General features: G+C 35.7%; 12 protein-coding genes. 6 read left to right on the top strand and 6 right to left on the bottom strand.

Features of this window, described 5'->3' with window-relative positions:
• Positions 1-43: 43 nt before the first annotated feature.
• From OZP13_RS15915 to OZP13_RS15930, 4 genes are all read left to right on the top strand, one after another.
• Positions 44-910, top strand: a complete 867-nt coding sequence (locus OZP13_RS15915; RefSeq protein WP_281297811.1) for a carboxypeptidase-like regulatory domain-containing protein — start codon at positions 44-46, stop codon at positions 908-910.
• A gap of 43 nt (positions 911-953) precedes the next feature.
• Complete coding sequence (locus OZP13_RS15920) at positions 954-2,639, top strand: DUF6909 family protein (protein ID WP_269241103.1); 1,686 nt, start codon at positions 954-956, stop codon at positions 2,637-2,639.
• A 117-nt stretch (positions 2,640-2,756) separates the two neighbouring features.
• Positions 2,757-3,740, top strand: a complete 984-nt coding sequence (locus OZP13_RS15925) for a UDP-glucuronic acid decarboxylase family protein (RefSeq protein WP_281297812.1) — start codon at positions 2,757-2,759, stop codon at positions 3,738-3,740.
• Entirely contained in the window at positions 3,740-5,092 is a 1,353-nt protein-coding gene (locus tag OZP13_RS15930) for an exopolysaccharide biosynthesis polyprenyl glycosylphosphotransferase (RefSeq protein WP_281297813.1), read from the top strand. The genes OZP13_RS15925 and OZP13_RS15930 overlap by 1 nt, the downstream gene beginning before the upstream one ends.
• On the opposite strand, the gene OZP13_RS15935 is transcribed toward OZP13_RS15930, so the two are convergent.
• The 5 genes from OZP13_RS15935 to OZP13_RS15955 all read right to left on the bottom strand — a co-directional run bounded on the left by OZP13_RS15935 (position 5,089) and on the right by OZP13_RS15955 (position 9,740).
• A complete protein-coding gene (locus OZP13_RS15935) occupies positions 5,089-6,273 on the bottom strand; it encodes a glycosyltransferase family 4 protein (RefSeq protein ID WP_269241105.1) in 1,185 nt (394 codons plus the stop codon). The two genes, OZP13_RS15930 and OZP13_RS15935, sit on opposite strands and share 4 nt — an antisense overlap.
• A 45-nt stretch (positions 6,274-6,318) precedes the next feature.
• Positions 6,319-7,407, bottom strand: a complete 1,089-nt coding sequence (wecB, locus tag OZP13_RS15940) for a non-hydrolyzing UDP-N-acetylglucosamine 2-epimerase (RefSeq protein ID WP_281297814.1) — start codon at positions 7,405-7,407, stop codon at positions 6,319-6,321.
• 47 nt (positions 7,408-7,454) lie between these two features.
• Positions 7,455-7,976 carry an ORF6N domain-containing protein gene (locus tag OZP13_RS15945; RefSeq protein ID WP_281297815.1) on the bottom strand — a complete coding sequence of 174 codons (522 nt, stop codon included), beginning with the start codon at positions 7,974-7,976 and terminating at the stop codon, positions 7,455-7,457.
• 111 nt (positions 7,977-8,087) lie between these two features.
• Positions 8,088-9,437 carry a phenylacetate--CoA ligase family protein gene (locus tag OZP13_RS15950; RefSeq protein ID WP_269241109.1) on the bottom strand — a complete coding sequence of 450 codons (1,350 nt, stop codon included), beginning with the start codon at positions 9,435-9,437 and terminating at the stop codon, positions 8,088-8,090.
• Positions 9,438-9,740, bottom strand: coding sequence for a HigA family addiction module antitoxin (locus OZP13_RS15955; RefSeq protein ID WP_269241111.1), 303 nt, complete (start codon positions 9,738-9,740; stop codon positions 9,438-9,440).
• A 193-nt stretch (positions 9,741-9,933) separates the two neighbouring features.
• Between OZP13_RS15955 and purD the strand changes: the two genes are divergently transcribed.
• Complete coding sequence (purD, locus tag OZP13_RS15960; protein WP_281297816.1) at positions 9,934-11,208, top strand: phosphoribosylamine--glycine ligase; 1,275 nt, start codon at positions 9,934-9,936, stop codon at positions 11,206-11,208.
• A gap of 38 nt (positions 11,209-11,246) precedes the next feature.
• On the opposite strand, the gene OZP13_RS15965 is transcribed toward purD, so the two are convergent.
• Positions 11,247-11,477 carry a DUF6341 family protein gene (locus tag OZP13_RS15965; protein WP_269241114.1) on the bottom strand — a complete coding sequence of 77 codons (231 nt, stop codon included), beginning with the start codon at positions 11,475-11,477 and terminating at the stop codon, positions 11,247-11,249.
• A 48-nt stretch (positions 11,478-11,525) separates the two neighbouring features.
• Between OZP13_RS15965 and OZP13_RS15970 the strand changes: the two genes are divergently transcribed.
• Complete coding sequence (locus tag OZP13_RS15970; RefSeq protein ID WP_281297817.1) at positions 11,526-12,455, top strand: DUF6427 family protein; 930 nt, start codon at positions 11,526-11,528, stop codon at positions 12,453-12,455.
• Positions 12,456-12,570: the final 115 nt, after the last annotated feature.

Consider the following 12,570-nt stretch of genomic DNA (forward strand, 5'->3'; position numbering starts at 1 on the left):
CGGAATTTTTTTGGGTTTGCTACAAAGAGAGAATAGAACAAAGATGGAGAAGAGACTTTTTTTAGCATTGGTTTTGGTTACATTTTCTCTTTCGGCACAGATAAAAGGAGTTGTAAAAGACAGCCTTTCCGGAAAACCAATTCCCTATGTCAATATTTGGGTTCAGAACGAAAATATTGGATCAACTTCAGAGGAAAATGGCACTTTTTTCATCAATACAACCGCAAAAGGGAAGAAATTGATTTTTTCTACACTTGGCTACGAAAAGAAAATCATCAAGGCTTCGGAAGCTTCGATAGTGAATTTGAAACCAACGGCTTATTCACTTGAAGAGGTCGTGATTTCAAAAAGCATTGGAACCAAAAGTGTTGAAATTGGCAAAACCAAAAACGGAATGTATCAAGCATTTGATAACGGTCCAAAGATCGACACTAAATTTTTTCCTTATTCGTCTTCCTATAAAAAGACAAAATATTTAAAGCAGGTTACCATTTATACCGACAGCAGGATTGAAGACGCCATCATTAAAATTCATTTTTACAACCTGGATTCCAATGGTTTTCCTGCCGATGAATTGCTGGACAAAGACTTTGTCGTAACGGTCAAGAAAGGAACAAGAATCAACCGATTTGATTTGACGAAATTCAATTTAAAATTTCCAAAAAACGGTCTTTTTGTTGGATTCGAAAAATTAATGATAGAAAAGAACAAAACCGAAAAAACCATCACCGATTTGAATACCAATATAACTCAAGTACAAAAAACGTATTTTCCCTTCATTTTGTACAATTATGTGGAAAGGGAATTTTTATATACTTTTTCGGGCGGAAAATGGAACCGCCAAGCAAATCAGAATTCTGAAAAAATGATGATAAATGAGCCATTGATAACGCTAATTTTATCTAACTAAATTATTAAAACCATACATTTGTAATGTTACAAAGTAGAATTTTATGAAGGAAATGAAAAACACATCAAGATCCAGAGCACAAGAATCCTCGGCGGCAATCGAAAAAATGTATATCACGATGCGCCATTTGTTCAACCGTGGTTTTTATAAACCAATGGGTATTTCGGGCGATACGTTGCGAGAAGCTTTGTTGGCTTTGCGACCAGAAATTTACGGAAATATAGGCGAAGAAAAAGTAGAATTGAACGGGCTTTTATACGTTATCGAACGTCTTCCGGTTGGAATCGAGGAATGTAGATTCATCAATTTGACATCGGACGAAGGCTACTCAAAATCGCATTTTCAAGCCATTGTTCCTCCTAAAAGGAAAAGAAATTGTTACCGCATTGATGAAGAGCAAATGAATGTCGAAATAACGCGAGGACGCTCGGACATCTATGATATTTTGACCCATTTGACCTTTATTTTCATCGAATCCCACAAAATTAGAAACAGGGTTTTACTCGATGATGCCGGCGAAGTTTCTCGCGATTGGCAAAAACTGGAAATAGCGGTTTCTCAAAAGAAAAAGCTGACACAAATCGAAAAAGAGAAAGCCGTTTCCCATGCGGCCAACATTCTGGGCAGGACATTTATCGAAGTTTTGGACATCTATGACGCCTTTGGATCGGAATTGTCGCCAGATCGTTTCTTGCACGTTATTTATTGGTTGGGGAAATTGGCAATAGAAGAAATAGTTGATGACAACAAAAGAACCATAACATTTAGCCCGATTTTGAGGGAACGATTAGGACACCACATTCACGGCGAAATTTGGGCAACAAACATCAAGGAAGTTTTAAAAGAGAAGAAACTTTTAGACAGACCAATTCACGTTATCAGTGCCAATATGCACAGCGTGATGAACTCCATCTTTGCCACGACGGTATTGAAAACCAAGTTCAAGGACAAATCCGATTTCTTTATTTATGAAGAATTGAGCAAATCTGGTGCGAATGAACTTAGAGACAAAGTGGAGGAATTTGCAAAACAACACGGAATGATTTCACTTCCGGACGCAGCTTCCGGAACTAATATTGACGTGCAAATTTTTGACACCGCTAAAATAGATTGGGCTAAATCATCGTTTCCAACAGCAAAAACCGGCGACAAGAAACCGGTAATAATCGTGATGGATTATGCCTTTGGCGAACAAGCTTACGAAACCATCGACGAATTATTGAAGCCTTTCAAGAAAAACAACAGCTTGCTTAACGTGGAATCGGTTTCGATAATGGGGAAAGCGGGAATTCTCGAAGGCGGAAAAGGTGACATCATGATTCCTTCGGCACACATCAATGAAGGGACGGCAGACAATTATTTTTTCCATAACGAATTGTCCGCAGAAATGTTTGCATCCGATGGAATTCCAGTTTTTGAAGGACCAATGGTTACCGTGTTGGGAACCTCATTACAGAACAAGGATTTGTTGAAGTTCTTCCACGAATCGACTTGGGGCGTGATAGGTTTAGAAATGGAAGGTTCCTATTATCAAAAAGCCATTCAATCGGCATCCAAAATCAGGAAAAGCATTCCCCACGACGTGAAAGTGAGATATGCTTATTATGCATCGGACAATCCTTTGGAAACCGGAAGTACATTGGCTTCAGGTGGTTTGGGAACAACGGGTGTAAAACCCACTTATTTGATTACCATCAAGATTTTGGAACAAATTTTTAACGTGAAATAAATTGGGTATATTTATCCAAATCAAAATATGAAATGAGCATTATGGATAAATTGGCAGTAAATACCAATCGAAATATGCGAATTACATGTGACCAATTAAAAACAATAATACCAACACATGAAAAGAATACTTATTACTGGCGCAGCAGGATTTTTGGGATCACATCTTTGTGACCGTTTTATTAAGGAAGGTTATTTTGTTATCGGGATGGACAATCTCATCACGGGAGATTTAAAAAATATAGAACATTTGTTCAAATTGGAAAATTTCGAGTTTTACCATCACGATATAACCAAGTTTGTCCACGTTCCCGGAAAACTGGATTATATCCTTCATTTTGCTTCACCGGCAAGTCCAATTGATTACTTGAAAATACCAATTCAAACCCTGAAAGTGGGTTCTTTGGGAACACACAATCTTCTGGGATTGGCCAGAGTCAAAAATGCCAGAATCCTTATAGCATCTACTTCTGAGGTTTACGGTGATCCATTGGTTCATCCCCAAACCGAAGAATATTATGGAAACGTAAACACCATTGGACCAAGAGGCGTTTATGACGAAGCCAAGCGTTTCCAGGAATCCATCACGATGGCCTATCATACTTTTCACGGGGTGGAAACCAGAATTGTTAGAATTTTCAACACTTATGGGCCAAGAATGCGACTCAATGACGGTCGAGTTATTCCTGCTTTTATCGGGCAAGCGCTTCGTGGTGAAGACTTGACTATTTTTGGCGACGGAATGCAGACACGTTCTTTTTGCTATGTGGATGATCAAGTGGAAGGCATTTTCAGATTATTGCATTCGGATTATGTTTATCCGGTAAATATTGGAAATCCAGACGAAATTACCATCAAGGATTTTGCCGAAGAAATAATCAAATTAACGGGAACCAACCAAAAAGTAGTGTATCATCCGCTGCCGATAAACGACCCTTTGCAACGTCAGCCTGATATCACAAAGGCAAAAACATTACTGGGCTGGGAAGCCAAAGTGAATAGGGCAGAAGGGATGAAAATTACCTATGACTATTTCAAATCCTTGTCCACCGAAGAATTATTGAAAGAAGAACACAAAGATTTTTCCAAGTACATCAGCTAGTGAAGACTAAAACGGGAAGATATTCAGGCTATATTCGCCCTTTTTCATACTTGATTGATGTAATCATCATCAATGTATTGGCTTTGTATATATTCCCTTTTCATGCCAATGAAATTGTTTATTCGATTTTAATAAGTTCTGCTTGGTTTATTATTGCCATATATCTTGGTTTTTACGAAGTATATCGCTACACGAAGGTCATTGCAATCCTGAATTGTACCCTTAAGCAGGGAATTTTATTTGCCTTGTTTTGTTTGGCATTGGAGCTGTTTTATTCTGATTTTTACTTCCAAAAAAGAGTTGTTTTATTTGTTTTTTTCTCGATAATCTTGATTCTCTTTTTCAAACTTTTCATCTATTATTTTCTGAGAAAATTCAGGGTTTTGTATGGTGGAAATTCCAGAAAAGTCGTTTTGTTGGGAAATGATGAAAATATCAATCCGCTAAAACATTTCTTTACCGAAAATCCGGATTATGGATATAAATTAATAAAAGTATTTAATCAGGCAAACCATAAAAAGGAAAGAATCGAAGAATGCCTTTCCTTTGTTTTTGATTATGGAATAGACGAAATTTATTGTTCAATGGCCGACTTGTCGGACAGTCAAATTACTGACATCATTGATTTTGCCGACAATAATTTGAAAACATTGAAATTTATTCCCAATGAAAAACACATTCTTTCGTTGAATGCAAAATATGAATATTATGATTACATTCCCGTTATTTCTTTAAGGAATATTTTGCAGGACGAAACCATGAACAAAGTTATAAAGCGGGTTTTTGATCTTGTTTTTTCCTCTTTAATAATTGTGGGTTTGTTGTCGTGGTTTATGCCAATTATGGCTTTAATTATAAAAATGGATTCAAAAGGCCCCGTGTTTTTTATTCAAAAAAGAAATGGATTGAATTATAAGGAATTCAATTGTTACAAGTTCCGATCAATGAACTTAAATGATAAAGCCGATTTGGATTTGGCATCAAAAAACGATGTTCGAATAACTAAAGTCGGCAAGTTTATTCGAAAAACCAGTATTGACGAATTGCCTCAGTTTTTTAATGTTTTTTGGGGAGAAATGTCGGTAGTTGGGCCAAGACCACACATGGTAAGTGTTGCTAATTTATATGCTGCCAAAGTAGATAAATTTATGGTGCGTCATTTTGTTAAACCCGGAATCACGGGGCTTGCACAAACCAAAGGTTATCGAGGAGAAGTTGAAACCGACCATGATATCATCAATAGAGTAAAATATGATATTTTCTATATGGAAAATTGGTCCATTTTATTGGATATCGAAATCATTCTCAAAACTATTTATAATGTTATAAAAGGAGACGAAAAAGCCTTTTAAAAAACTTTTTTATTGATTAGGTCTTTAATTTGAAAATCGAGATTGAAATGATTTTCGGTACTATCAAATACTTCTTGTTTCATTATTTGAATGGATTCTTTTCCTGTTTTTGAGATTTCAATCAATGTAGTATTTAAACTTTCGAAATTTCCGACCTTGGCAATCCAACCCAAATTATTTTCTTTTACAATCGTTTCGCCTTCACCACCACCAAAATAAAGCACAGGAAACCCCAAAGCACCATATTCAAATATTTTAGAAGGCACAGAGCCATAAATTCTTGTTTTTAATGGTATAATGGCAATATCAAAAGTTTTGAGTTTTTCGTGCAGAATAGAGCGTTCTAGCATTCCGTGAAAAAAGATTTTTTTCTGCGGATTTTGTCTAATTAAATCTTCAATTTGCCATTTTTCGGCACCATCTCCAAAAATGTGTAATTCTATGTTTAAATTTTCTAATTCAATGTTTTGACACATTTCATAAACTCCTTGAGCAACGCCCAACAATCCTGCGTAAAACACTTTGATAGGTTCGTTTACACTACTTATTAAATCCATTTTTTCTACTTGATGGTCTGGGAAATTACGGTACAGATGGCATTCTTTTTCAGGAAAAACCGAATGAATATGAGTAATGATTTCGTTGGATTGACCAAAGATTAAAGTAGCTTTCGAATAGATAAACCGTTCAAAAAACAAGGAAACTTGATGCGAAAAACTGTCTTTTTTCAAGGCTTTCAGTTCAATGGCAGCCAATGGCCACAAATCAGAAACATTCAGTATTATCTTTTTTCGCATTAGCGAAAGCACCAAAACCGACACAAAAGACAACAACAACGGTGGCGATTGAACAACCACTTTATGGGGTGTTTTTTTGGTCAATAAATAAAAGAATAACACAGACGCAAACGACAAAACCGAGAGCGTTCTTTTGAAGATGTTTTTGCTCACGCTCGGATAAATCCAAAGCCGTTTTACGGTAATATTTTCAAGTTTTTCCGTCACTGAAAATTTGCCTTTGTATTCCGGAAACAATTCCCCTTTTGGGTAATTCCCAAGCGGACAAAGTACCGTAACTTTGTATTTATTTTGATGTAATTTCAGCGCCAATTGCTCAATTCTATTGGCGGCAGCACCTTTTTCAGGTGGATAATAATTCGATATGATGAGGATTTCTTCCATTATTTTTCACTCTTTTTGTCATTCCGTAGGAATCTAAAATTGAGGTTAATTTTTTGTTAGTAGTATCTCAATAATTCGCTCCGAAGCTTTTCCGTCCCAAAGTTCTGGAATTCTGGCTTTTCGTTTTCCATTTTGAAGAAATTCACCAAATAATTTTTGTAGATTTTCTACCGATGTCCCTACCAAAGTATTGGTGCCAATGCTTTGCGTTTCGGGTCTTTCGGTGTTGTTTCGCATCGTAAAACACGGAATTCCCATCACGGTAGTTTCTTCCGAAATTCCACCAGAATCCGTAATTACGGCAAAACTATTTTTGATGAGGTACATAAAATTCAAATAGCCTTGTGGCTCTACAAAAAGTATGTTTTTCAAGTCTAAATTCGTTTCACCAAGAATCGCTTTCGTTCTGGGATGAATCGGGAAAATCACTTTTTTGTCGCCAGCTAGTTTATCAATTCCTTTTAACAATTGAATTAAAGATTGTTCTTCATCCACATTTGACGGGCGATGCAGAGTTAAGATGATATAATTTCCTGTTTCTAATTGATATTCCTTCCAAAAAACAGGTTCCAAAATTCTGTCCAAATTTTGGTATAAAGTATCAATCATCACGTTGCCCACAAAATGAATATTGGATTTTTCCACTCCATATTTCAACAGGTTTTCGGAAGCCGAAGTTGAGGTGGTAAAGAAATAATCGGTAATACTATCCGTAACGATTCGGTTGATTTCTTCGGGCATTGTCATGTCGCCGGAGCGAATTCCGGCTTCGACGTGGGCGACTTTTATGTTTTGTTTTTTGGCTACAATCGCACAAGCCATCGTCGAATTGACATCGCCAACCACCAAAACCAAATCGCAGGGATTTTGCTGTAATTCTTTTTCAAAAGCGACCATAATCGCTCCAGTTTGTTCCGCTTGCGAACCGCTTTTCACTTCCAGATTGCTGTTGGGTTTGGGAATATTCAATTCTTCGAAAAAAGTATCGCTCAAGTTTTTGTCATAATGCTGACCCGTATGCACCAAACGATAGGAAACATTGGCTCCTTCGTCTTGCTTTTTTTCAATCGCTTTGATGATGGGTGCGATTTTGATGAAATTTGGTCTTGCGCCTGCGACTATGGTTATTTTCATTTGTTTGTCATTGCGAGGAACGAAGCAATCTTCTTCCTTTTGTTAGTTTACTTTTTGTAACCAATTTTTGTCCTTGGAGTTTCATTTTCTTTTTTCTCTGACAATTCATCTAAATAAGAGAAAACCAATTCGATATTTTTGTCGTGATTTTCCAATTTTTTTTGAATTTGAAGAATATCTATTTTTAAATCGGTGGTATCCAAAAGCATTTGTCTCACTTTCGAAAATATTCTCATAATTTGTATATTGGTCTGAATGGCTTTGTCACTTTTCAAAACACTCGACAACATAAGAACGCCGTGTTCAGTAAAAACAGATGGTAATTTACGAGTTCCTCCCCAACTTGAAGTCGCAAATTGCGACTTCAAGTTTTGAAATTCATTTTCGGTTAATTGAAACATAAAATCATCAGGAAATCGAGACAAGTTCCTTTTTACCTGTTCATTTAATCTTTTAGTTTCAATGTTATAAAGTTCAGATAAGTCAACATCAATCATCACTTTTTGGTTTCTAATAAAGTAAATTTTATTAGAAATTAATTCTTCAGAAAGTAGTATTTCGTTTTCCATAAAGTATTATTTAAGTTTCTTTTAAGGTCACAATTTGTGACCTTAAACGTCTTGATGCCGCATTTTGCGATATCAAGATTCAATTTGGAGGTTGCAATTTGTGACCTCCAATTATTTACTTACAACTCCCTCTCCTTTGGAGAGGGTTGGGGTGAGGTTCGAAACAAATTGTTTTAATTTTCCGCTTTTGCTTCGTTCCAGTTTTTCTTTTCTGGTGAATGTAAAAACCAATCCTTTTTCCAAATATAAGGCAATTGCTGCTTCAATTTTTTGGATTTGTTCCCAATTCAATTCGGTTTTACTTACGTATTCAATTTCAAAAGTATCGATTTTAGTTTGTTTGATGACAAATTCTTTTACGTTGCCATCGTCTTCGATGATGCTTTTGGTTACGTAATAAAAAGTCAATCCAGGTGATTTTTTGCCACTTGGCAAAATAGCAATATCATTGGTTCGACCAATTAATTGTTGAAGAATAGGTTTTTTTGGTGTGCTTTTTTCATCCAAAATTCCAATATCACCAATATCGTATCGAATAAACGGATGCGCTTTGTTGAACAAAGAAGTGATTACTATTCGACCTGCTGCACCATACGGTAAAACATTATTTTCATCATCTAAAATTTCTACAAAAAGTGTTTCCGAATTCACTTGCCATTCGCCGTCAGGATTTTGAAAAGCAATCAAATCCAGTTCCGAAGCTCCGTATTCATTGACAACAGGAACTCCAAATTGTTTTTCTAAAAGGATTTTATCTTCATCAAAAAGCATTTCAGAAGTCACAACGCAGACTTTTAAAGTGGGGCAAATATCTTTTAAAACAATGTTTTTCTGCTGTAGAAATTTGGCAAACAAAACAATAGAACTCGTATAGCCATTGATATAATCGAATTTTTTGGTTTTAAATTTTGTTAAAAAACCTTCCAAAACTTTATCCGACAAATCGAAAATGGAGAATCGAAATCTATTGGTTAAAAAATCCTTAAAACGTTCTTTTCTATTACCAATAAAATCCAACGGAATTCCATAAAAACGAGCTTGGTAAGACGAATTAAAATCAATTCCGTGCCAGCCAAAACGATTGATGATATTCGCCCAAGTCAAGGCGTGCGAAAATTTGTCTTTGGCAAAAATAAAGGGATCACCACTGGAACCGGAAGTTTTGTTGACGTAAACATTTTTAATGTAAAACCCAGTTGAAAGCCTTTCAATCAAAGGTTTCTGAAAGTCTTTTTTGGTCATTACCGGCAAATCGTTCCAATTATTGAAAGTGGTTTTGCGAACGAGTTTTTGATAAGAGGAATTATTTTTTAAATGATACTCAACAATTTCTTGTTTTTTATTTTCAATAAAAGCTTCGAATTCTTGTTCTGGAATAGACTGGATTTTTCGCAATTCAGCTTTGGCTTCCTTCATCGGGAAACCATTTATTTGGAGCGAAAAATCGAAAAGTGGAAACATTTAGGCTACTTTTTGAACATTAAATCTTTTGATGGATTCCAGTTCTTGTTTTTTATTTTCTGTTTCTTCTTCTATGTCAAAATCATCTTGGAGACCTAACCAAAATTTGGCAGAATTTCCAAAATAGTGGCTTAATCGCAAAGCGGTATCGGCTGTTATTCTTCGGTTTCCTTTGATGATTTCAGAAATTCTGGTTTGCGGAATTTTCAAATCTTTGCACAAACGGTATGAGGTTATTTCCAAAGGAATGAGAAATTCCTCCAGCAAAATTTCGCCCGGATGTATGTTTTTAAGCTTTTCCATAATTTTTGGTTTTAATGATAATCAACAATTTATTTTTAGTCAAAAATCAAAGAGAGGAAAGATTAATCACGAATATATTTTACCAAAAATAATATTTACCAACAACTAATGACCAACAACCAACAACTTTTTGAAAATTAATTATTTTTTAAGTCTAAAAGCAATTATTTTTGCCAAACTTAATAACTACACGATGACAATTTTACTTTTAGGTTCTGGAGGAAGAGAACACGCTTTTGCTTGGAAAATGATTCAAAGTCCGCTTTGCGACAAACTTTTTGTGGCACCGGGAAATGCAGGAACGGCTTCGATAGCCAACAATGTTGACATCAGCCCGACTGATTTTGATGCCGTAAAAGCATTGGTTCTTCAGGAAAAAGTGGAAATGGTGGTTGTTGGACCAGAAGATCCATTGGTAAAAGGGATTTTCGACTTTTTCAAAAACGACATCGATTTAAAAGATATTCCAGTTATTGGACCATCAAAATTAGGAGCAACTCTTGAAGGAAGTAAAGAATTTGCCAAAGAATTTTTGATGAAACACAACATTCCAACGGCAGCTTACGATAGTTTCACGGCTGAAACGGTAGAAAAAGGATGTGATTTCCTAGAAACTTTGCAACCGCCTTATGTTTTGAAAGCCGATGGATTGGCAGCAGGAAAAGGAGTTTTAATCATTCACGATTTGGCGGAAGCCAAGGAAGAATTGAGAAATATGTTGGTGGGTCAAAAATTTGGTGAAGCCAGTTCCAAAGTGGTGATCGAAGAATTTTTGGACGGAATTGAATTGAGCTGTTTCGTATTGACCGACGGAAAAAGCTATAAAATATTGCCAACTGCCAAAGATTACAAACGCATTGGCGAAGGCGACACGGGTTTGAACACGGGTGGAATGGGAGCGGTTTCCCCGGTTCCTTATGTTGACGCGGTGTTGATGGAAAAAATTGAAACACGTATCGTTAAACCAACAATTGAAGGTTTCCAAAAAGATGGAATCGAATACAAAGGATTTGTGTTTATTGGATTAATCAACGTGAAAAACGAACCCATCGTAATTGAATATAACGTGAGAATGGGCGATCCAGAAACCGAAGTGGTGGTCCCAAGAATGAAATCGGATTTGGTGGAATTGTTTTTGGCTGTGGCCAATGAAAAACTGGACGAATTCGAACTGGAAATTGACGAAAGAAGCGCCACGACAATTGTGGTGGTTTCTGGCGGTTATCCAGAAGATTTCGAGAAAGGAAAAGTAATTTCGGGCTTGGAAACCATTGAAGATTCGATTGTTTTTCACGCCGGAACAAAACTGGATAACGGAAATGTAGTTTCTAATGGAGGAAGAGTTTTAACGGTGACTTCGTTTGGAGACAACTTCGAAGAGGCCATAAAAAAATCTTACCAAAATATAGACAAGCTGCATTTTGATAAGATGTATTTTAGAAAAGATATTGGAAACGACCTTAAATAATTTAAAGACCTCTTATTCCCCTTTAGGGGTTAGGGGCTTTATTTCAAGAAAGAGTGGGCGGTAGTATCTTGGTTTTCCTCTCCTTTTTCGTCGTACATTTTTAATTGTTTACACCAATATACGATGGCAACTGCACAAATGGCCATAAAAATCCAGTTAAGAAGATTAGCGGCAAACCAGTGAGTAAGCTCTAATTCTCTTAGAAAATTGTGTAGTGCGAAAAAAATGTTTTCAAATAACCATTGAATTCCTTCAAAAAATGCTCTCATCTTTGTACAAGTATTATATTTACAATCGCAAAAGTATAAAATATCCTTATGATTACAAGTGTTTTTAAAAAATCTACACCATTAAATTTAATTTTGGTTGTGTTTTTAATGCTGGTTTTCTTTTTATTGTACCAAATTCAAGATTTATCTTGGACCGATTCTGTTGTTGGCATTTTTCAAAAATCAGGATTATTCATCCTTTTGTTGAGTTCTGTTTTTATTACAAATTTCGTTGCCAAGAGAAACGGATTGAGCAAAGACAGTAGCTACACAATTTTTTTCTATTTTTTGTTTCTCTTATTTTTCCCTTCGGTACTGAATAATGTGAATCTGGTTGCATCCAATTTTTTTATTCTTTTGGCACTTCGCAGATTAATTTCGTTGCAATCCTTGAAAGCTTCGAAAGAGAAAATATTTGATGCCTCGTTATGGATTTTTGTGGCTTCGTTATTTCACTTTTGGAGTATTTTGTATATTATTTTGGTATTTATTTCCATAATTTTCCATGTTTCCAGAGATTACAGAAACTGGGTTTTGCCTTTTATAGCCCTTTTTTCGGTGGCAATTATCGCCTCGCTTTTTTCCGTAATTTTCGATACAAGTATCATTGAATTTGTAAAAACGCACGCAACGATTAATTTCAAATTGGATTATTTTACCAATAATTATCAAAATGGAGCTTTTTCCATTTACATAACGATAGCTTTATTTTTTGTAATTTCTATGTTAGGATCACTTTCTAACAGACCATTGTTGTTGCATTCGTCTTATAAAAAAATCATAAGTTCCTTCTTTATTGGAATCGTGATTTTCGCTGTTTCAGCAAACAAAAGCAATGATTTGTTGCTGTTTACCTTTGCACCATTGGCAATGATGGCCACAAGCCACATCGAAATTAAGCAAGTACAATTGAAGCAGGAAATGGTTTTGGGCGTATTGATTCTTTGCAGTTTGTTTGCGTTTTTCTCCCAATTATAGTTTCTGCCACAAAGCCGCAAAGACTCAAAGTTTAGTTAAAACTGCTGTTTTCGATACTTTAGCATCGAATGAATTAGCTAGAGTCTTTTGGATTTGATTTTTCTTTGTGACTTAG

The sequence above is a fragment of the Flavobacterium limnophilum genome (assembly GCF_027111315.2).
In the GTDB taxonomy this organism is placed as follows: Bacteria; Bacteroidota; Bacteroidia; order Flavobacteriales; family Flavobacteriaceae; genus Flavobacterium; species Flavobacterium limnophilum.

Bases quoted from the DNA above. Each gene is read 5' to 3' on its own strand.
- wecB (WP_281297814.1), bottom strand. From the start codon at position 7,407: ATGAAAATAACCATAGTCGCAGGCGCAAGACCAAATTTCATCAAAATC.
- OZP13_RS15925 (WP_281297812.1), top strand. From the start codon at position 2,757: ATGAAAAGAATACTTATTACTGGCGCAGCAGGATTTTTGGGATCACAT.
- OZP13_RS15965 (WP_269241114.1), bottom strand. From the start codon at position 11,477: ATGAGAGCATTTTTTGAAGGAATTCAATGGTTATTTGAAAACATTTTT.
- OZP13_RS15915 (WP_281297811.1), top strand. From the start codon at position 44: ATGGAGAAGAGACTTTTTTTAGCATTGGTTTTGGTTACATTTTCTCTT.
- OZP13_RS15955 (WP_269241111.1), bottom strand. From the start codon at position 9,740: ATGGAAAAGCTTAAAAACATACATCCGGGCGAAATTTTGCTGGAGGAA.
- OZP13_RS15920 (WP_269241103.1), top strand. From the start codon at position 954: ATGAAGGAAATGAAAAACACATCAAGATCCAGAGCACAAGAATCCTCG.
- OZP13_RS15945 (WP_281297815.1), bottom strand. From the start codon at position 7,976: ATGGAAAACGAAATACTACTTTCTGAAGAATTAATTTCTAATAAAATT.
- purD (WP_281297816.1), top strand. From the start codon at position 9,934: ATGACAATTTTACTTTTAGGTTCTGGAGGAAGAGAACACGCTTTTGCT.
- OZP13_RS15970 (WP_281297817.1), top strand. From the start codon at position 11,526: ATGATTACAAGTGTTTTTAAAAAATCTACACCATTAAATTTAATTTTG.
- OZP13_RS15950 (WP_269241109.1), bottom strand. From the start codon at position 9,437: ATGTTTCCACTTTTCGATTTTTCGCTCCAAATAAATGGTTTCCCGATG.
- OZP13_RS15935 (WP_269241105.1), bottom strand. From the start codon at position 6,273: ATGGAAGAAATCCTCATCATATCGAATTATTATCCACCTGAAAAAGGT.